We start from the raw sequence: 19,043 nt of genomic DNA on the forward strand, positions 1-19,043 counted from the left end.
GACCGCCCCTTCACGCCTCTGCCGTACGCGTAGATTGCTTTCGACAAAGTACAAGAAAGCGAAGATTTTCTACAACGGACGGCGGCGGGGCGTCACTTGGAGTGGTCGGCGAGATCCGCGAGGTCGACCGCCATCCGGAAGATGCGGTTGCGGCCGAGGTCGCCGATCGTCTTGATGTTGAACGCCTGCCTGAGCAGGTCGGCGTCCTTCTCGCTGATGCCGGACATGGCGGAGACCGGCGCCTTCATCAGCTCGGTCAGGCTCATGTTCTCGTACTTCCGATCGAGCAGCTTCGCCAGATCCGCTGTGACAGTCATGGAGTCCCCCCTCGACGTCGGGCCATCGCCCGTACCATCTGAGGTGCCCAAACGGCCCGATATCTATGCAAAAGCGGTCATATGACGTGTGGCGGCGGTCATCGGGCCTCTACGAGATCGATCAGCGTGCGGACCAGCACGTTGGCCGCAAGGGGCACCTTGAACGCGTTGCGCTCCAGAGGCCGCGCCTGGGCCATCTCCAGTCCGGCGGCCCGGGTGAACGCCGCCTCGGTGGCAGGCCCGCCGCACAGCTCCGCCTCGGCCAGCTCGGCTCTCCAGGGCACGTGGGCCACCCCGCCGAGGGCGATCCTGCAGTCCCTGACCATGCCGTCGGCGACGTCCAGGGCCGCCGCCACCGACACGACCGCGAACGCGAACGAGGCGCGGTCCCTGACCTTGCGGTAGCGGGAGCGCGCGCCGAACGCGAGCGGGGGCACCTCGACGGCGGTGACCAGTTCCCCGGGCTCGAGCACCGTGTCGCGCTCAGGCCGGTCTCCAGGCAGCCGGTGGAAGCCGGGCATCGGCACCTGGCGGGAGCCACCGGGCCCCTCGATGTGCACCACCGCGCCGAGCGCGGCCAGCGGCACCGCCATGTCCGACGGGTGGGTCGCCACGCAGGCGTCGGAATGGCCGAGCACGGCCAGGTTGCGGTGCTCACCCCGCCTGGCGGGGCAGCCCGAGCCGGGTTCGCGTTTGTTGCAGGGCTTGGTGACGTCCTGGAAGTAGGCGCAGCGGGTGCGCTGGAGCAGGTTGCCCGCCACGGTCGCCATGTTGCGGATCTGGCCGGACGCGCCCGCGACGACCGCCTGGGCGAGCATGGGGTGGCGCCGCCGTACCCGTGAGTCCGCGGCGAGGTCGCTGTTGCGCACCCCGGCGCCGATCAGCAGACCGCCCTCCTCCGTCTCCTCGATCCGGTCGAAGGGGAGCCTGGTGACGTCGACCAGGACTGCGGGCGTGGCCACCCCGAGCCGCATCAGATCGACCAGGTTGGTGCCGCCGCCGAGATAGGCGGCGTCGCCGGCGGCGCAGACGGCCACGGCCGAGCGCACGTCGGCGGCGCGTTCGTAGGTGAAGGGTCTCATGCGCCCACCTGCCTGATCGCCGCGACGATGTTGACGTAGGCCCCGCAGCGGCACAGGTTGCCGCTCATGCGCTCACGGATCTCGTCGTCGTCGAGTACGGGCCGGCCCGCCACGTCGGCCGTGACCGCGCTCGGCCACCCGTCGGCCACCTCGGCCAGCATCCCGACCGCCGAGCAGAGCTGGCCGGGGGTGCAGTAGCCGCACTGGAAGGCGTCCGTCTCGATGAACGCCGACTGCAGCGGATGGAGCGTATCGCCCGCCGCCAGACCCTCGACCGTGGTGATCCGCCTGTCGTCCAGGGTCACGGTCAGCGTCAGGCACGATTTGACCCGCCTGCCGTCCACCAGCACCGTGCACGCTCCGCACTGCCCGTGGTCGCACCCCTTCTTGGCCCCGGTGAGGGCCAGGTGCTCGCGCAGGGTGTCCAGAAGCGTCTCGCGGGTGTCGACCGTGACGGGACGGCTTTCCCCGTTGACCGACAGCGTGACGTCCACGGTTACGGGATCGTCGAAGCCCGTGTCCTTCAGCTCACTCACGGGGGCTGCCGTACCCGGTGATCCGGCTGCCCAATGCCGCGGCCTGTGTGCGAAATCACCATACTTTGCCCATAAAGGCATATAAGGTGCATAAAGGTACATCAGGAAAGGTGCGCACCGTCATGCGACATCTCGGCGAGCAGGCCGTATTCGAGATCGACCTCACTCTGGAGGAGGCTCGGCGCCGCGCGGAGGTGGTCGCCGCCCTCGGGCCGGCCTGGGACCCGATGGAGGCCATGCGCGAGGAGGAGGCGGCCTACGACGCCCTCTACTCGAACCTCGACGCCGGCCAGCGGGAAACCTACGACATGCTCGTGTCGGCCGGAGTGCTGCCTCGGCGGAAGTCGGGCCATGCTGCCGATTGACCCCCACGCCGACCTGGGCCGCAGGGCCTGGGTCTCCTGCCCCGGCTGCCGCGACGACCAGGACTGCGCCGAGTGCCTGGCGGGTCGCAACTGCCGCGACCACTGGCGCTACCTTCTCGGCAACACCGGCAGTCTTCTTCACGTCCAATGCCCGGGCTGCGCCCACTTGTGGAACCACGAGACCCGTTTTGGGAGTGGTCCCGCGCGGGGGCGTTGATCACGTGTGCCGGGCACCCGGGTGCGGCCTGGTCCTCGGCCCGGTTTTCAGCTCGGTGCGGTGATCGGAAAGGGACGGCGCCCGGGCGGACGCCGTCCCTCGCAGTCCGAAACGGACCGTTGATCAGCGGGTGAACGAACCCTGGGTCTGCACGTTCAGCCGGTCGAACCGTACCTTCTGCGCGGGGGTGGCGCGCCAGTCATTGATCTTGATGACGTCGAAGCCCCGGTTGAAGTCGCTGGCGTAGACGTATCCGTTGTAGTAGTACGCGGACCAGAACCCGCCGGAGCCCTCAGCAGCCGGGCCGCGCTCGAAGTACCCGATCTCCTTCGGGTGCGCCGAGTCGGTGAAGTCCCAGATCGAGGCGCCGCCCTGGTACCACGCCTGGACCATGAGGTCGCGGCCCTTCACCGGGATGAGCGAGCCGTTGTGCGCGACGCAGTTCTCCGTGTCCGCCTGGTAGCGGGGGATCTTGAAGTAGCTCTTGAAGACGAGCTTGCCGTGCTTGATGTCGTAGATGGCGTCGGCGCCGCGGTTGGGCCCGACGGCCTCGTTGCAGGTGGCCGCGCCGCCGCCGCCGAGCTCGTCGGTGAAGACGACCTTGGTGCCGGCGTTGTTGAACGTCGCCGAGTGCCAGAACGCGAAGTTCGGGTCGGTGGTACGGGCCGTCACCTTCGGCTTCTCGGGGTCACGGATGTCGAACAGCACGCCGTCGCCCATGCAGGCGCCGGCCGCGATGCCCTTCTCCGCGTAGACCGTGATGTCGTGGCAGCCGCTCGTGGGCACGAGCAGGCCCGGCTGGGTCTCGTTGCCGCCGTCGGGGAAGACGACCGGGGTGGCCACCACGGACGCCTGGGTCGGCTTCTTCAGCGGCACCTTGACGATCGAGATCTTGTCGTGGGGCGGCTGGCAGTCGGGGAAGCTCGCCGACGGGCTGTAGGACGAGATGTACAGGTAGACGTTGTGCCGCTTCTTGTCCGGCACCAGCGTGTGCGTGTGGGAACCGCAGCTCGTCTCGACCGACTTGATGTACTTCGGGTTCGCCTTGTCGCTGACGTCGAAGATGCGGATGCCCTCCCACGACTCCTTGACCGACGCCGGCTGCCCGACGCTGGAACAGGAGTCGTCGTTGCGCGAGGAGTCGACCGAGGCGAACAGCAGGTCGCCGTAGACCGACAGGTCCATCTGGGAGCCGGGACACACGACGGAGCTGACGACGGACGTCTTCTTCGGGTTCTTGATGTTGTAGATCGAGAATCCGCCGTAGTTGCCAACGTAGGCGTAGTCGCCCTGGAACGCGATGTCGGTGTTGATGGTGGCTGCGATCGAGGCCGGCTTGGGCACGTTGGTGACGTGCTCGACGTTCGCGCTGTGGACGATCTCGTCGGTGCCGGGTATGTCCGCGGCCTGTACGGGCATCGCCGGCAGCGTCAGCGCCGCCGCCATGCCGGCCAGGACGAGTAATCGCCTGGCGGGGCCGCCTCTTCTGAGGATGGACGTCACGCAGGACCCTCCCTTGTCGAATTCATCCAGATGACGAAACTTCATCGGATCGACACCCGGACGGGAATTTGTACGCCATCCTGACTGATCTCGGTAATTTGATCAACATATTGTCTTTTCCTGATTTTCCATAACTTGTTATCGTGCCAGGGCACGAACGAAGATCAATGGAGGTCGGGTGCGCGTCGCAGTTCTCACCGTCGCCGGCTTGGCCGTGCTGGCCCTGGCAGGTTGTTCCGGCAACTCGGCGGCGGCCCCGCCGCAGTCCACCGCCCCGGTGATCGCACCGGGCAAACCGGGAGAGCCGGCCCGGACACTCGACCCGTCGGAGGCGGTCACGGCCGTGCCGACGCCCGCCGCGAACGCCGCCGACGTGCGGTTCATGCAGGACATGATCGTTCATCACCGCCAGGCCCTCGACATGAGCGACCTGGCCGCCTCACACGCGGCCTCCGACGGCATCAAACGCATGGCCGCGCGCATCTCCGACACGCAGGGGCCGGAGATCTCCGCGATGACCCGCTGGCTGGAGCAGCAGGAACAGCAGGTGCCCGACGCACACCACGCCCAGCACACCGACATGCCCGGCATGGCGACGCCGGAGCAGTTGGACGCCCTACGCGCGGCGAGGGGATCGGAATTCGACCGGCTCTACGTCCAGTTGATGATCGCCCATCACATGGGGGCCGTCACCATGGCGTCCGAGGAAATCCAGAAGGGGTCCCACATCATCGTGCAGGAACTCGCGGAGGACATTTCGGTCACCCAAACCGCCGAAATAAATCGCCTCCGCCTCCTCAAATAACCCCATTTACCCCAGTAATTACCCCATTTAGCCTTTTTGCCCAATTCCCCAGCACGACCCGCCAGACCCTTGTGGTGATCATGCAGAAGTTCGCCGGCACCCCTCGTGGCCTGCGGCTTCGCAAGTCGTGATCATGCAGAAGTTCGGCCACACCACGCCTCACCTGCGGATTCCCTTCCCGTGATCATGCACTTTCCAGGTGCATGATCACGGGCGGCGTTTTCGCAGGCCGGGCCGTGACCCCTCGAACTTCTGCATGATCACGACCGCCGTTTCAGCAGGTCAGGCCATGACCGCTCGAACTTCTGCATGATCACGCGCGGTGTCTCCGCAGGCCGGGCCGTAACTCGTCGAACTTCTGCATGATCACGGCCAAGACATGAGCCACCAAGACTGGAGCCACCAAGAGATGCACCATCAAGACGTGATCACCACCACGTGATCACGACCACGACATGGGGTCAGGCGCGGTCGCGGCGGACGGTGACCTTCCTGCCCTTGATGGTGGTCCTGCGGAGAGCGTCGATGATCTCCGCCACGGCGTACTCGGGGACCTCGACCAGGGAGAACCTGTCGGCGATCTCGATGGCTCCGATGTCGCGGCCGTTCACCTTCGTCTCCCCCGCGATGGCGCCCACCAGGTCCTGCGGGCGGATGCGGGCGCTGCGCCCGGCCCCGACGAACAGGCGGGCCATCCCGCTCCCTGAGGTGCCGCGCCCCCGCCGGTCGTCCCTCGGCCCGGCCTCACGGCGTCCGCGGCTCGGCGACAGGGCGACCTCGGGGATGTCCTCGTCGTCGCCCTCGGTTCCCGTGGCCTCGTGGGCGAGCTTCACGGCGGCCAGGGCCACTTCCATCACGTCGAACTCGTCGGTCAGGGTCTCGACGACGACGCGGAACCGCTCGAGGTCGTCTTCCAGGATGCTCTCGTGGATGGCGGCCCGGGTCAGCTCCAGCCGCCGTGCCCGCAGGTCGGCGACGGTGGGGACCTTCTCGATCTGCACGCGGCTGCGGGTGACCCGCTCGATGGTCTTGAGCATGCGGTGCTCGCGCGGTTCGGCAAGGGTGATCGCCACGCCCTCGCGCCCGGCCCGGCCGACCCGTCCGATGCGGTGCACGTAGGCCTCGGGAGCCGACGGCACGTCGTAGTTGATCACATGGGTGAGCTGCTCGATGTCGAGGCCGCGGGCCGCGACGTCGGTCGCCACGAGCAGGTCGGCCGTGCCGGTGCGCAGGCGCGCCATCACGCGGTCGCGCTGCTCCTGGCCCATCCCGCCGTGCAGGGCCTCGGCGCGGTACCCCCGGCCGTTGAGCGTCTCGGTCAGCGTGTCGACCTCGTCGCGCGTGCGGCAGAAGACGATCGCGGCCGTCGGCGCCTCCACGTCGAGCACGCGCCCGAGTGCGGCCGGCTTGTGCGACCGGCTCACGATGTAGGCGCTCTGCCGTACGCGCGGGGTCTCGCCCGTTTCCGCCGGCTCGCGCTCGATCTTGATCCGCACCGGATCGGACAGGTGCCGGCGCGCCATGCCGTCGATCCGCGGCGGCATGGTGGCCGAGAACAGCACCGTCTGCCGGCCGGCGGGCGTGTCCTGGAGGATCGTGTCGATGTCCTCGGCGAAGCCCATGTCGAGCATCTCGTCGGCCTCGTCGAGGACGACCACCCGCAGGTCGCTCAGAGGCAGGGTGCCCCTGCCGATGTGGTCGAGGGCACGGCCGGGTGTGGCGACCACCACATCGACCCCGCGCTCCAGCGCGCGCAGCTGACGACCGATCGGCTGCCCGCCGTAGATCGGGAGCACCCGCGCACCCATGTCGCGGCCGTAGCGGTGCATCGCCTCGCTGACCTGTACGGCGAGCTCGCGCGTGGGGACGAGGATCAGGGCGACCGGACCCGAGGCGGTTCCTTCGGCGGGCAGGCGCTGGAGCACGGGCAGGGCGAACGCGGCGGTCTTCCCGGTTCCGGTCGCGGCCTGCCCGAGCAGGTCACGCCCTTCGAGGAGCGGCGGGATCGCCTCCCGCTGGATGGGGGTCGGCTCCTCGTAGCCGAGATCGCCCAGAGCACGCAGGAGCTCCGGGCGTAGCGCCAGATCCGCGAAGCTCGTGGCTTCGTCGGGCACGTTCACGATGTCGGGCTCCTCTGAGATGGCGGGTGCGCACCCGGGGATGGGTCCTCCCTATGATCCCCCCCACCGCGCAGTGCTTCGTCAGCGGGCCACTCCCGGACGGGTGAGGCGCTCGGGATCGACGACCCGGTCGAACAGCTCCTCGCTGACGCCCGAGCGTATCGCGGCGTCCTTCAGGGTCAGGTCCTCGTCGATGGCGCGATGGGCGATGCGAGCGGCCTCGTCGTAGCCGATGACCGGGCTGAGCGCGGTCACCATCATCACGGAGCGTTCGACATCGGACTTCAGTTTAAGCGTGTTCAGCCGCACTCCCTCGACGAGGAAGCCGCGGAAGTGATCCATCATGTCCGACAGCAGCCTGATCGAGTGCAGCACGTTGTCGATGATGATCGGCCGGAACGCGTTGAGCTCGAAGTTACCCTCGGCGCCGGCCATGGAGACGGCGGCGTCGTTGCCGACGACCTGGACGGCGACCATGAGCATCGCCTCGGCCTGGGTCGGGTTGACCTTGCCCGGCATGATCGACGAGCCGGGCTCGTTGGACGGCAGGTCCAGCTCGTGCAGGCCGGTGCGCGGGCCTGACCCCAGCCAGCGCATGTCGTTGGCGAACTTGAACAGCGACACGGCGAGGGTGCGCAGCGCGGCCGAGACCCGTACCAGCGGGTCGCAGGACGCCTGCGCGGCGAACTTGTTGGGCGCGCTGGTGAACGGGTGCCCGGTCAGCCGGGCGATCTCGGCGGCCACGGCGTCCCCGAACCCGGGAGGCGCGTTGAGGCCGGTGCCGACGGCGGTGCCGCCGATCGCGAGCCTGTCGAGACCGGCGGCCGTCGCCTTGAGGTGTTCGGCGGCGTCGTCGATCTGCGCGACGTACCCCGACCATTCCTGGCCGACGGTGAGCGGGGTCGCGTCCTCCAGGTGGGTGCGGCCGACCTTTACGACGTGCGCCCATTCCTCGCTCTTGTGCGCGGCGGCGTCCCGCAGGCGCGACAGGGCGGGAAACAGCCGGTCGTGCAGGGCGGTGACCGCGGCGATGTGCATGGCCGTGACGAAGGTGTCGTTGGACGACTGGCCCATGTTCACGTGGTCGTTCGGGTGCACCGGGTCCTTGCTGCCGAGCCGCCCGCCGGTCAGCTGGATGGCCCGGTTCGAGATCACCTCGTTGACGTTCATGTTCGACTGCGTGCCCGAGCCGGTCTGCCACACGTAGAGCGGGAACTCCGAGTCGAGCCGCCCGCCGATGACCTCGTCGGCGACGCGGGCGATGAGCTCGGCCTTCCAGGCGGGCAGGCGTCCCTCCCGCCCGTTGACGACCGCCGCCGCCTTCTTGATGTAGCCGTAGGCGTGGTAAACGGCCTTGGGCATGCGGTCGTCGCCGATGTCGAAGTGGATCAGGGACCGCTGGGTCTGCGCACCCCAGTAGTGGCCGGCGGGCACGTCGATCGTCCCGAGCGAGTCGCTTTCCGTGCGCGTGCCGGTCGCGCTCAGCCCGATCGGCACGTCCTTGATCTTCGGGCCGCGCTCGCGGCGGGCCCTGAGGCGTCCTTTGAGGCGCATCCTCAGCCTCCCTTGACGGGGTGGTACTCGGGCTGCCACATCGTGTCCTGCACCTGCTGAATGACGTCGTGCAACTCGGCGCGGGCGAGCTCCTCCTTCGCGGCCTCCTCGGCAACGGCGACGGCGACGAGGGCCGAGATCTCCCTGAGGTTGTCCACCTGCGGCAGCAGGGAAGCGCCGGGCGTGGCCACGTCGACGAGGCTCGCGACGGCGTCGGCGGCCGCGGCGAACATGCCGTCGCTGACGCGCCGGGCCCGCGACACGGTGACGCCGAGCCCCAGCCCGGGGTACAGCAGGGCGTTGTTGGCCTGCCCGATGGCGTAGGTGACGCCCTGGTAGGTGACCGGCTGCACCGGAATGCCCGTCGCGATGAGGGCGCGCCCGCCGGTCCAGCGGATCAGGTCGGCCGGCATTGCCTCGATCCGCTCGGTCGGGTTCGACAGCGGGAAGATGATCGGCCGGTCGACGTGGGAGACCATTGCGCGCACGATCTCCTCGGTGAAGGCGCCGTGGACGGTGGAGGTGCCGATGAGCATGGTCGGGTGGACGTGATCCACGACCTCGCGCAGCCCGATGGGTCTGTCGCCCCAGCCGGCCACCTCGGAGGCGGGCCGGGCGTACGGCTCCTGGTAGTCGCGCAGGTCGTCCATGTCGCCGATCAGCAGGCCCTGCCGGTCGACCGCCCAGATCCTGCGGGTCGCGGTCGCGCGGTCGAGCCCGGCGCGGACCATCGCGTCGCGCAGCTGGTCGGCGATGCCGACGCCGGCCGTACCCGCTCCGAACACGACGACCCGCTGCTCGCCCATCGGGGTGCCGGACACCCGTACGGCGCCGAGCGCGGCGGCCAGAAGGATGGCCCCGGTGCCCTGCATGTCGTCGTTGAAGGTGCTGATCCTGCGGGTGTACTTCTCCAGGATGCGGCGGCCGTTGGACGGCCCGAAGTCCTCCCAGTGGAGCAGCGCCTGCGGGAACATCGAGGTCGCGGCCGTGACGTAGGCGTCGATGAAGTCGTCGTAGCGCTGCCCACGCACCCGGGAGTGGCGGTTGCCGACGTAGTAGGGATCGTTGAGCAGTTCCTCGTTGTCGGTCCCGACGTCGAGGGCGACGGGCACGACCCGGTTCGGGTGGATTCCGGCGGCGGCGGTGTAGACGGCGAGCTTCCCGACGGCGATGCCGCTGCCGCCTCCGACGCCCCAGTCGCCGATGCCGAGGATCTCCTCGGCGTCGGAGGCGACGACGAGGTCGACGTCCTCGGGGCCGAGCCCGAGGTTGCGGAAGGCCCGCTCGATGCCGCCGACGTCGTCGATGGACAGGTAGACGCCGCGCGGCCTGCGGTATTCGTGGCTGTAGGTCTTGATCGCCTGGCCGACGGTGGGGTCGTAGACGATGGGCAGCATCTCGCGCAGGTGCTCGGCGAGCAGGCGGTAGAACAGCACCTCGTTGCGATCGTGCAGGGCGGTCAGGTAGACGTTCTTGCGCAGGTCGTCGGGCTGGGAGCGGTATTGCGCGTAGGCGCGGCGGGCCTGTTCGTCGAGCGTTTCCACGGCGGGCGGCACGAGGCCGTCGAGCCCGAGCTCGGCACGTTCCCGCTCGTCGAACGCGGTGCCCTTGTTGAGCATCGGGTCGCGCAGGACCTCCAGGCCATGCAGCGGTGTGATGTAGGTCCCGTCAGGAGCCACCGTGAAGTTCGCGTTCTTGACAGTAGACACCAGACCCTCCCTAATCGGCAGAAAAAGTGCTTATCTACCAGAGCAGGGGTTCCCGCGGGCAGGAACGGCAAGCCAAAGCAGCGACAAAGGTCGCCTCAGCCATTCATTGCGCGAGGGACCCCGGGAGGCGCCCGCCGTACTGCCCCTGTTCGTACGGCGGGCGCCGGTCTGTGGGTTCTTGACGGACTCTTGACGCTCTATCCGCATTCCCTCTAGATTTCGCTGAACAAGTCTAGACAGGTAGGGCAAATGGCCAGTACGCAGGGCAAACACGTGACATCAGCCACTGGCGGGCGGCAGCTGACGATCGAGACCCACGGCCTCGACGTGATCGGCGATTCGGAGCGGAAAGGCCGTCCCAGACAGCTGTTCTGGCCATGGTTCGGCGCGAACGTCTCGATCCTCGGGCTCAGCTACGGCGCGTTCGTGCTCGGTTTCGGCATCTCCTTCTGGCAGGCGCTCATCGCCGGGGTCGTCGGCATCGTCTTCTCGTTCCTGCTGTGCGGCTTCGTCGCGGTGGCGGGCAAGCGCGGGTCGGCCCCCACGATGGTGCTCAGCCGCGCCGCCTTCGGCATCCGGGGCAACCGGCTGCCCTCGGCGATCTCGTGGATCCTGACGGTGGGCTGGGAGACGGTGCTCACCGCCCTGGCCACGCTGGCGACCGCGACCGTGCTCGGCAGGCTCGGATGGGGCGGCGGCACCTCCACGAAGATCATCGCGCTCGTCGTGGTGACCGCGCTGATCATCGTCGCGGGCGTCATGGGCTTCGACCTGATCATGCGTCTGCAGACCGTCATCACGGTCGTGACCGGCGTGCTGACCGTGGTCTACATCGTGCTGGTGTCCGGCCACATCCACTGGGCGACCGTCTCGGCGATCCCCGGCGGCTCGTCACAGGAGCTGATCGGGGCGCTGGTGTTCATGATGACCGGGTTCGGCCTCGGATGGGTCAACGCCGCCGCCGACTACTCGCGTTATCTGCCGCGGAGGGCGTCCGGCTCGGGCGTCATCGCGTGGACGACGTTCGGATCCTCAGTCGCGCCGATCGTGTTGCTGCTGTTCGGCCTCCTGCTGGCCGGCTCGTCGAAGGACCTCAACACGGCGATCGCAGGAGACCCCATCGGAGCGCTCGCGGCCGTGCTGCCCACGTGGTTCCTCGTGCCGTTCGTGATCGTTGCCGTGCTCGGCCTCGTCGGCGGCGCCGTGCTCGACATCTACTCCTCCGGCCTGGCCCTCCTCGCGGCCGGGCTGCGGGTGCCGCGTTACGCCGCCGCCCTCGTCGACGGCGTCATCATGATCGTCGGAACGGTGTACATCGTCTTCATCGCCGACGACTTCCTCGGCCCGTTCCAGGGATTCCTGATCACGCTGGGCGTGCCCATCGCCGCGTGGTGCGGGATAATGCTGGCCGACATCGCCCTGCGCCGCCGCGACTACGACGAGGCCGACCTCTTCCGCCCCTCCGGACGTTACGGGAACATCCCGGCCGTCCCCGTCGCGGTCATCCTCGCCGGCACCGCGATCGGGTGGGGGCTGGTCACCAACACTTACGCGGGCTGGCTCAGCTGGCAGGGCTACCTCCTGGAGCCGCTGGGCCTCGGCGGCAGGAAGGGCGCGTGGGCCGGCGCCAACCTGGGTGTGCTCGCCGCGCTCGCCGTCGGCTTCGTCGTGACGCTGCTGCTGACCCGGCGCCGTGTGCGCGCCCAGGAGAGCCTGTCCCCCGTCACCGCCACCAAGGAGGTCGCGTGACCGCGTCGCCTGCATGGCTGACCGTCGTCGACATGCAGCGGGTGTTCGCCGAGCCGTCCAGCGGCTGGTTCACCCCGCGCTTCGCCGAGACCGTCGGCCCCATCAAGGCGCTGACGAAGGCGTTCGGCTCGCGGGTCACCTTCACGCGGTTCATCGCCCCCGACGTCCCCGAAGGGTCCTGGCGGGAGTACTATCGGCTCTGGCCGTTCGCGCTGCAGACGCCGGACTCCCGGATCTACGAGCTGGTCGACGACTTCGCCGAGGCTCCCGGCCGCAGGCTGGCCGCCACCACGTTCGGCAAGTGGACGCCTGAGCTGGCCGCCGACGTCGGCCCCGGCGGCCGCATGGTGGTGGCGGGCGTGTCCACCGACTGCTGCGTGTTGTCGACAGTCGTCGCCGCGGCCGACGCGGGCGTGGAGGTGCTGGTCGTCTCCGACGCGTGCGCGGGCATGACCGACGAGAGCCACCGGCAGGCCCTGGACATCCTCGCGTTGTACGGCCCGCTCGTCCGGGTGGTCACCACCGCCGAAGTGCTGCGGGACCTCGAGGAAGCCGGGGGCGCGGATTCGTGACCGGCCCCGTCAGGCTGAAACACCAGCGCATCACCGTCGCGCTGGAAAGGGAGATCAGGTCCGGCCAGGTGCCCCGCGGCGCACGGCTGCCCGGGGAGCTCGCCCTGGCCCGCCGCTTCGGGGTGAGCCGCACCACGGTCCGTACGGCACTGGCCGAGCTGAACGAGGCCGGACTGATCACGACCCGGACCGGCAAGGGCTCGTTCGTCCTGTTCGACGGGCGCCCGCTCGACGACAGGCTCGGATGGGCGCACGCGCTCGCGGCCCAGGGGGTGGAGACGCGCACCCGCGTTCTGCGCATAGCCCTCTGCCATCGGGAGGAACTGTGTGGCCGGGGGGATCTGTGTGGCCGGGAGGAACTGTGCCGCCGGGACGGCCTGGCCGGGGTGCCGGGCCTCGACTCCCCCGAGGTCGTGGTGATCGAGCGGGTCCGCGAGGTCGCGCCGCAGACCGTCGTGTCGTACGAACGCAGTTGCGTTCCCGCGGTCGGCGAGCTGCGCGACCTGCCCGCCCGGGGGCTGGCCGGCTCGCTGACCGAGGCGCTCAACCGGGCGGGGCTGCACCCCGACCACGGCGAGCAGCGCCTGTCCGGCCGCATGATCGACGACCGTGAGGCGGAGCTGCTCCGCCGCGAGCCGGGCGCGTGGTTCCTCAGCGCACGGCGCACGAGCTGGGCCGGCGACGGCACGTTCATCGAGCGGGTGGACAGCCTGCTCGACCCCGCGCACTTCGAGCTGTCCCTGACCTTCGGCGAGAAGACCTCATGACCACGACACGTTCACGCGCGCTCGGCGCGTTGTACGGCCTGGCGATCGGCGACGCGCTCGGCATGCCGACGCAGATGCTCTCCCGGCCGCAGATCACGGCCCTGTTCGGCCCGGTGCTCACGGGCTTCGAGGACGCCCCGCCCGATCACCCGCTCGCGGCGGGCATGCGGGCGGGGGCGGTCACCGACGACACCGAACAGGCCATGCTGCTGGCCAGGGTTCTCATCGACGGGGACGGCAGGGCCGACCCAGGCGAGCTGGCCAGGCGCCTGGTCGCCTGGGAGGACTCGATGCGCGCCCGCGGCTCGCTCGACCTGCTGGGGCCCTCCACCAAGCGGGCGGTGGCCGAGGTGATCGCCGGAACCGACGTCGCCGAGGCGGGCCGCTTCGGCACGACCAACGGGGCGGCGATGCGCGTGGCCCCCGTCGGCGTGGCGTTCGGCTCCGGCGACCTGCACGCTCTCGTGGACCACGTCGTCGAGACGAGCATGGTGACCCACAACACGGGGGTGGCGCTCGCGGGCGCCGCCGCCGTGGCGGCCGCCGTCTCCGCCGGCGTGGGCGGGGCCGGCGTGGCCGACGCCGTACGGCAGGCCGAGGCGGCCGCCAGGATCGCGGCGGGACGCGGCCACTGGGTCGCCGCCGCGGACGTCGCGGCCCGCATCGCCTGGGCGTGCGACCTGGTCGACGGCCTGCCCGATGAGGAGGTGTGCGAGATCGTCTACCGGCTGGTCGGCACCAGCCTCGCCACTCAGGAGTCGGTGCCCGCGGCCTTCGCCATCCTGTGGGCCTGCCGCGACGACCCCTGGCGCGCCTGCCTGCTGGCCGCCTCGGTCGGCGGCGACTGCGACACCATCGCGGCGATGGCCGGAGCCGTCGCGGGCGCCTGCCACGGAGTGGACGCGTTCCCCGCGGAGGTGCGCGAGACCGTCACCCGGGTCAACGACCTGCGCCTGGACGACGTCGCCGACCGGCTGCTCGCCCTGCGAGAGGAGGTCTAGCCGTGTCCCGGCTGCTGCACGTGGGGAACGTGGTGGTCGACCTGGTGCTCGACGTCGAGGCGCTGCCGGAGCGCGGCGGCGACGTACTCGCCTCCGGGGCGGCCGCCACGCCCGGCGGCGGCTTCAACGTGATGGTGGCCGCCGCGCGGCAGGGCATGCGGGTGGCCTACGCGGGCGCCCACGGCACCGGGCCCTTCGGCGACATGGCGCGGACCGCGATGCGGGAGGCCGGTGTCGAGGTGCTCCACCCGGCGAAGACCGGCGTGGACACGGGATTCTCCGTGGCCGTCGTCGACGCCGGAGGAGAACGCACGTTCCTCACCGGTGTCGGAGCCGAAGGCGCCCTGACCGGGGCGGACCTCGCCGCGATCGGCCCGGCGCGGGGCGACGTCGTCTACGTCTCCGGATACTCCCTGCTCCACCCATCCAACCGGGAGGCGCTGACCGGCTGGCTGCCCGGCCTGCCGGAAGAGGTGCCCGTGGTGTTCGACCCGGGGCCCCTGGCCGACCGCGTCCCCGCCGAGGCCATGGAGCTCGTCATGGGCAGGACCGACTGGTGGACGTGCAACGCCAGGGAGGCGGCCCTCGTCACCGGCCTCGGCGACCCGGCCGAGGCGGCGGCCGCGCTGGCCGGCCGTACGGGGAGGGGCGGGGTGCTGGTGCGGACCGGACCCGACGGATGCGTCGTCGCCGAGCGCGGGCGCCCGCCGGTGCATGTACCGGGCTTCCCCGTCGAGGCCGTGGACATGAACGGCGCGGGAGACGCGCACACCGGCGTGTTCGTCGCGGCGTTGGCCGCCGGGTCGGAAGCGGCGGAGGCCGCGCGCGTCGCCAACGCGGCGGCGGCGCTCGCGGTCACCGTGCGCGGTCCCGCGACCGCCCCGCGGGCCGTCGACCTGGCGGCGTTCCTGCACGGGCAGCCGCCTCAGCGAGGGTTCCCCGCCGTGAGCCAGGCCACGTAGCCGGCGATCCCGCGGTCGAGACCGTACACGGGCTCGAAACCGGTGTCGGCGCGCAGCCGCGTGATGTCGAGATGCGCGTCGGCCTCGGGCGCGTACGGCCCCCGCCCTTCCCTGAGCACGCCGCGAACATCCGTTCCGGGTACGGCGCGGCCGATCGCCTCGGCGACCTCACGGTTGCCGACCGACCGGCCGCCGCCGACGTTGTAGGTGAGGTGGCTCAGCGTGGGAGCCGTCTGCAGCAGCGCGAGAGCGCGGCCGCAGTCGGCGGCGTAGCACATGTCGGTCGCGTCCTCCGCGTACAGGGGGCCGGGGATCGCGGTGCCGTTCACCGCGGAGTGCACGAGCTGAGGCGTGCCGAAGAACGGCGAGACCGGGCGGGCGAGCGGACCCCAAACAGCCCCGATCCTGGCGCTGACGACCTGCATGCCGGCCTGCGCGGAGACGGCGTTCGCGACGATCTCGGCGCTCTTCTTGTGCGCCGGGATCGTGTGCGCGCTGCCGATCGGCAGCGGCATGTCCTCCCGATACACCCCGCCGGCCGGGGTGACGCCGCCGTAGACGCCGATGGTGCTCGCCACCACCATCCGCGTGACGCCCCACTCCCGCGCGGCGCGCAGGATGGTGAACAGCGCCTGCGTGTTCGCCTGCAGTTCGTCGAGCGGTGAGCGGCCGCCCATGGCGGCCGCGGCCAGGTGCACGATCCCGGTGATCTCATGACGCTTTCCGACCTCCAGGACTGATTCGAGGTCGGTGCAGTCCAGCCGTTCCGTCACCAGGCGGTCGCCGGTTGTGGAGCTGCCGGGGGTGAGGAAGCCCGGCACCTCCCTGGCGCTGCGCCCGGCGGCCACGCACCGCTCCCCCATGTCCAGCAACGCCCGGCAGGTGTGCGAGCCGATGAAGCCCAGTCCGCCTGTCACAAGGATCACGACTTCTCCATTCGTTAGCGAGCTAATGAGAAGGTAGCGGCCGGATCGTTAGCATGCAAACGATTCGTAGAATGAGCCGGTGACCGAACTTGTCAGGCTGCTCACCCGGGCCCAGAAGCTCCTGCGGGCCGCGGCCGACGACGCGATGAGCCGTCACGGTGTGCGCGTCGGGCAGAACCTCGTGCTCGAGGTGCTCTGGGAATCCGACGGCCTGACCCCGGGCGAGCTCGCCGCCCGCCTGCACATCACCACGCCGACGGTCGTCAACACGGCCACCCGGATGGAGTCGGCCGGTCTGCTCGTGCGGCGCAAGGACCCGGCCGACGGCCGGCTCGTTCGCCTGCACCTCACGCCGAAGGCCCGCGCCGCGCAGCGGCCGATCGAGGAGGCCCGGCGGCGGCTCGCCGAGCACGCCACGGCGACCCTCACCGACGAGGAGCGCCGCCACCTGCGCAGCGCGCTAGAGAAGATCATCAAGCAGATGAGCGACGAGGACAACCCGCTCGACCCGGCGGTGCCTAAAGGAACGTCGTCACCCGAGTAGTACGGACCGTCGGCGGCACGTTGTCACGCCTGCGACGAAAATCGGGTCAGGCGTAGAGCTTCTCCCAGGTCTGCGGGCCGACGACGCCGTCAACCGTGATCTTCATCTTCTTCTGGAAAGCCTTGACGGCCGCCAGCGTCGCCGCGCCGAACTCGCCGTCGACGTCGAGTTCGTAGCCGTTCCCCCGCAGGAGCCTCTGCAAGTCCTCGACAACCTCAACGTTCGACGACCCCGGCTCGATGACCACCGTGCGCTGTGCGGATTTCAATGTGCCCGGCGTGCCGGTGGCCGAGTCGGCTCCGGCGTCGCCCTGGTTCCCCTGCGGGGCCGACTTCATCGCGGCGCGGGTCTTCGGCCCGACCTCGCCGTCGGCGTCGAGCTTCATCGCCCGCTGAAACGCCCGCGTGCTCGCGTCGGTCTGGTCGCCGAAGTCGCCGTCCACGACCAGGCCCGCCCCGTGCTTGTTGAGATCCTTCTGCCACGCCTCGACTGCCGGACCGGTCGAGCCCTTCCGGAGGATCTCATCGGCGTCGCCCTCTGAATGCGCCCGCGTGTCATCGCCGCCATAGGCGGGGTGACCGTAGCCATAAATGCGCGACTCGTCGCGGTCGATCCATTTCTCATAAACACCGTCACCCGCGTAATACCGGCCCTTGAGCGACCCGCTGGTGTTTCCCCCGACCGTCCGGATCTGCCGCGCGTTGACCTCGGTCACAATCTCGACATGCGTTCCGCCGTCCGGGCCGTAGAAAACAAGGTCGCCCACGTGCGGGGTCGGGGAGAAAAGGCCCCGCTGCCTGAACCAGCTCGCGCCGATCTCGCACCCGGCCGTCAGCGGAACCAGATTTCCGGCATCGCACTCGTGGAAGGCCCACACAACGAAGGTCATGCACCACGGCTGATTCTGGGACCACTCAAGCCCCGGCACGGCGGAGCTGTACTTCTGGTGGTTGGTCGCCTTCTCCCGATAACCGACCTCGTGCTTAGCCGTACTGATGACGTTTTGCGCAGTCGTCATGTTCAGCCCTTCAAAAACGAGCCATGGCACCGGCGATTTCCCGGCAGGAGGACGACCGGAATCGCATACGTCCATCGCCCGAGGCCGCGAACGCGTCCTTCATGATCCTTTATACGCTTCTCATGGTATTCGTCAACGGCCTTTCGTCGCCGTGCACTGCGGGCACCCGAAATCGAATTACCGGCTGCGGGAGGACCTTTTCTCCGACTGCATCGAGCGGGCGGGGGTCCCACCTGGTGGGGTCGCCCGGCTTCGGGTCTCGCCGTCAGCGCAAGGCCGGGGTGAAGACAGGGGTCAGCGCGTCTCCGGCGTCAGGGTCGGAGCCCACGCCACCGGGCCAGGCGACCGTCGCCGTGTGCCTCCTGCCGTCCAGCACCAGTTCGACCCCGATCGTGTACGGCTCCCGCCCGACGGCCCCCCTGACCTTCTCGATGGGCACCTCCGCTCTGAAGGCCGCCTCTCCCCTCGCCTGGCAGCCGTCGTCCTGCCGGGCGAGCTCGTAGGCGGCCCTGCCGTTGCGTCCGGTGACGGTCAGCGTGGCCGTGGCCTCGCGCGGCGTCTCGCCGAGGTGGGCGACGGCGAGCTCGAAGGAGCCGTAGTTGTCCGCCTCGCCCTGGTTGTCATGGAAGGCACTGAGACTCGCCCGCGGCTCGGGGGCGGGTCCGGAGCGCATCAGGGTGACGGCGAACGCGGCAAAGAGGTCTCCCCCGTCCGGGCCCCTGCCGGACACGTCGATCCGGTAACTCCCTGCGGGCCCTGCCGGTTCGAGCCGCCACGTCTGCGGGCTCGCGGGGACGAGCCGGGCGGGGATCCGCACGTCGCACGGCTCCGGCCACGCCGTGGCGGGCTGCCGGAGCGTCGCCTCGAACGTCCAGCCCTTCAGGGGAGAGGAGAGAGTGATCTCTCCCGCCACCGATCCCAGGTCGGGGAGATGCTCGGGCCTGCCGTCCGCGCACGTGTTGCGATAGCAGTACGTGAACGCACGCAGGGAGACCTGCCTGCCCCCGCCGCGCATGACCACCGGAGGCGGCTCCGCGACACTCTCCCCAACGGGAGCCCCGGAGGCGGTCGGCTCGGGAGGAAGAGGGATCTCGGCATCCGCCCCGCAGGCCGTCATCACCACCAGGGACACGAGCCCTGCTGTCAGTCGCCACCGCATCCCGGCCTCCAGACGCTCTCCCCCTTGACGACGGATCACGCCCCCCGCCGGTTCAGTACTGGCCCGACGCCGGCTTCCGCTTTCTCGAGCCTGACGGCCTGAACTGGACTGATAGGCAATGCCTTTCACGCGATAGG

18 protein-coding genes are annotated in these 19,043 nt (G+C 69.8%); 8 read left to right on the forward strand and 10 right to left on the reverse strand.

Features of this window, described 5'->3' with window-relative positions; genetic code table 11:
- Positions 1 to 92: 92 nt before the first annotated feature.
- From Pth03_RS33345 to Pth03_RS33355, 3 genes are all read right to left on the reverse strand, one after another.
- Positions 93 to 317, reverse strand: a complete 225-nt coding sequence (locus tag Pth03_RS33345; RefSeq protein WP_203948438.1) for a hypothetical protein — start codon at positions 315 to 317, stop codon at positions 93 to 95.
- A gap of 98 nt (positions 318 to 415) precedes the next feature.
- Positions 416 to 1,399: an FAD binding domain-containing protein gene (locus Pth03_RS33350; RefSeq protein WP_203948439.1), complete on the reverse strand. Its 984-nt coding sequence runs from the start codon at positions 1,397 to 1,399 to the stop codon at positions 416 to 418.
- The gene (locus tag Pth03_RS33355) at positions 1,396 to 1,935 is read right to left on the reverse strand and encodes a 2Fe-2S iron-sulfur cluster-binding protein (protein WP_239119557.1); all 540 of its coding nucleotides are present in this window, start codon (positions 1,933 to 1,935) and stop codon (positions 1,396 to 1,398) included. Before Pth03_RS33355 ends, Pth03_RS33350 begins: the two co-directional genes overlap by 4 nt.
- Before the next feature lie 122 nt (positions 1,936 to 2,057).
- On the opposite strand from Pth03_RS33355, the gene Pth03_RS33360 reads away from it, so the two are divergent.
- Positions 2,058 to 2,300, forward strand: a complete 243-nt coding sequence (locus Pth03_RS33360) for a DUF6400 family protein (protein ID WP_203948441.1) — start codon at positions 2,058 to 2,060, stop codon at positions 2,298 to 2,300.
- A gap of 340 nt (positions 2,301 to 2,640) precedes the next feature.
- Here Pth03_RS33360 and Pth03_RS33365 read toward each other — a convergent pair whose 3' ends face one another.
- Positions 2,641 to 3,963: an LVIVD repeat-containing protein gene (locus Pth03_RS33365; protein WP_203948486.1), complete on the reverse strand. Its 1,323-nt coding sequence runs from the start codon at positions 3,961 to 3,963 to the stop codon at positions 2,641 to 2,643.
- Positions 3,964 to 4,198: 235 nt separating this feature from the next.
- Between Pth03_RS33365 and Pth03_RS33370 the strand changes: the two genes are divergently transcribed.
- Positions 4,199 to 4,825, forward strand: a complete 627-nt coding sequence (locus tag Pth03_RS33370; protein ID WP_203948442.1) for a DUF305 domain-containing protein — start codon at positions 4,199 to 4,201, stop codon at positions 4,823 to 4,825.
- A gap of 461 nt (positions 4,826 to 5,286) precedes the next feature.
- Here the strand turns inward: Pth03_RS33370 and Pth03_RS33375 are convergent, their stop codons facing one another.
- The 3 genes from Pth03_RS33375 to Pth03_RS33385 form a co-directional block, all read right to left on the reverse strand.
- Complete coding sequence (locus tag Pth03_RS33375) at positions 5,287 to 6,945, reverse strand: DEAD/DEAH box helicase (RefSeq protein ID WP_239119558.1); 1,659 nt, start codon at positions 6,943 to 6,945, stop codon at positions 5,287 to 5,289.
- Between the two features lie 81 nt (positions 6,946 to 7,026).
- Positions 7,027 to 8,499: a class II fumarate hydratase gene (gene fumC / locus Pth03_RS33380; RefSeq protein ID WP_203948443.1), complete on the reverse strand. Its 1,473-nt coding sequence runs from the start codon at positions 8,497 to 8,499 to the stop codon at positions 7,027 to 7,029.
- 2 nt (positions 8,500 to 8,501) lie between these two features.
- Positions 8,502 to 10,208, reverse strand: coding sequence for an NAD-dependent malic enzyme (locus tag Pth03_RS33385; protein ID WP_203948444.1), 1,707 nt, complete (start codon positions 10,206 to 10,208; stop codon positions 8,502 to 8,504).
- A gap of 273 nt (positions 10,209 to 10,481) precedes the next feature.
- Between Pth03_RS33385 and Pth03_RS33390 the strand changes: the two genes are divergently transcribed.
- Genes Pth03_RS33390 through Pth03_RS33410 form a run of 5 tightly spaced genes read left to right on the forward strand, consistent with a single transcriptional unit; the run spans position 10,482 to position 15,259 of the window.
- Positions 10,482 to 11,957: a purine-cytosine permease family protein gene (locus Pth03_RS33390; RefSeq protein ID WP_239119559.1), complete on the forward strand. Its 1,476-nt coding sequence runs from the start codon at positions 10,482 to 10,484 to the stop codon at positions 11,955 to 11,957.
- Positions 11,954 to 12,529 (forward strand): cysteine hydrolase family protein, encoded by a 576-nt coding sequence (locus Pth03_RS33395; RefSeq protein WP_203948446.1) that lies wholly within the window; start codon positions 11,954 to 11,956, stop codon positions 12,527 to 12,529. Before Pth03_RS33390 ends, Pth03_RS33395 begins: the two co-directional genes overlap by 4 nt.
- Positions 12,526 to 13,296 carry a GntR family transcriptional regulator gene (locus Pth03_RS33400; protein ID WP_203948447.1) on the forward strand — a complete coding sequence of 257 codons (771 nt, stop codon included), beginning with the start codon at positions 12,526 to 12,528 and terminating at the stop codon, positions 13,294 to 13,296. Before Pth03_RS33395 ends, Pth03_RS33400 begins: the two co-directional genes overlap by 4 nt.
- A complete protein-coding gene (locus Pth03_RS33405; RefSeq protein WP_203948448.1) occupies positions 13,293 to 14,297 on the forward strand; it encodes an ADP-ribosylglycohydrolase family protein in 1,005 nt (334 codons plus the stop codon). The genes Pth03_RS33400 and Pth03_RS33405 overlap by 4 nt, the downstream gene beginning before the upstream one ends.
- Before the next feature lie 2 nt (positions 14,298 to 14,299).
- A complete protein-coding gene (locus Pth03_RS33410; protein WP_203948449.1) occupies positions 14,300 to 15,259 on the forward strand; it encodes a PfkB family carbohydrate kinase in 960 nt (319 codons plus the stop codon).
- On the opposite strand, the gene Pth03_RS33415 is transcribed toward Pth03_RS33410, so the two are convergent.
- On the reverse strand, positions 15,223 to 16,185 hold the full coding sequence (locus tag Pth03_RS33415; protein ID WP_203948450.1) for an NAD-dependent epimerase/dehydratase family protein: 963 nt from the start codon (positions 16,183 to 16,185) through the stop codon (positions 15,223 to 15,225). The two genes, Pth03_RS33410 and Pth03_RS33415, sit on opposite strands and share 37 nt — an antisense overlap.
- 79 nt (positions 16,186 to 16,264) lie before the next feature.
- Here Pth03_RS33415 and Pth03_RS33420 point away from each other — a divergent pair, with 79 nt between their 5' ends.
- Positions 16,265 to 16,729 (forward strand): MarR family winged helix-turn-helix transcriptional regulator, encoded by a 465-nt coding sequence (locus Pth03_RS33420; protein WP_203948451.1) that lies wholly within the window; start codon positions 16,265 to 16,267, stop codon positions 16,727 to 16,729.
- Positions 16,730 to 16,775: 46 nt separating this feature from the next.
- Here Pth03_RS33420 and Pth03_RS33425 read toward each other — a convergent pair whose 3' ends face one another.
- Both Pth03_RS33425 and Pth03_RS33430 read right to left on the reverse strand, forming a co-directional pair.
- The gene (locus Pth03_RS33425; protein ID WP_203948452.1) at positions 16,776 to 17,822 is read right to left on the reverse strand and encodes a peptidoglycan-binding protein; all 1,047 of its coding nucleotides are present in this window, start codon (positions 17,820 to 17,822) and stop codon (positions 16,776 to 16,778) included.
- 190 nt (positions 17,823 to 18,012) lie between these two features.
- Positions 18,013 to 18,906 (reverse strand): hypothetical protein, encoded by an 894-nt coding sequence (locus Pth03_RS33430; protein ID WP_203948453.1) that lies wholly within the window; start codon positions 18,904 to 18,906, stop codon positions 18,013 to 18,015.
- Between the last annotated feature and the right edge of the window lie 137 nt (positions 18,907 to 19,043).

This window comes from Planotetraspora thailandica, assembly GCF_016863335.1.
Classification (GTDB): Bacteria; Actinomycetota; Actinomycetes; order Streptosporangiales; family Streptosporangiaceae; genus Planotetraspora; species Planotetraspora thailandica.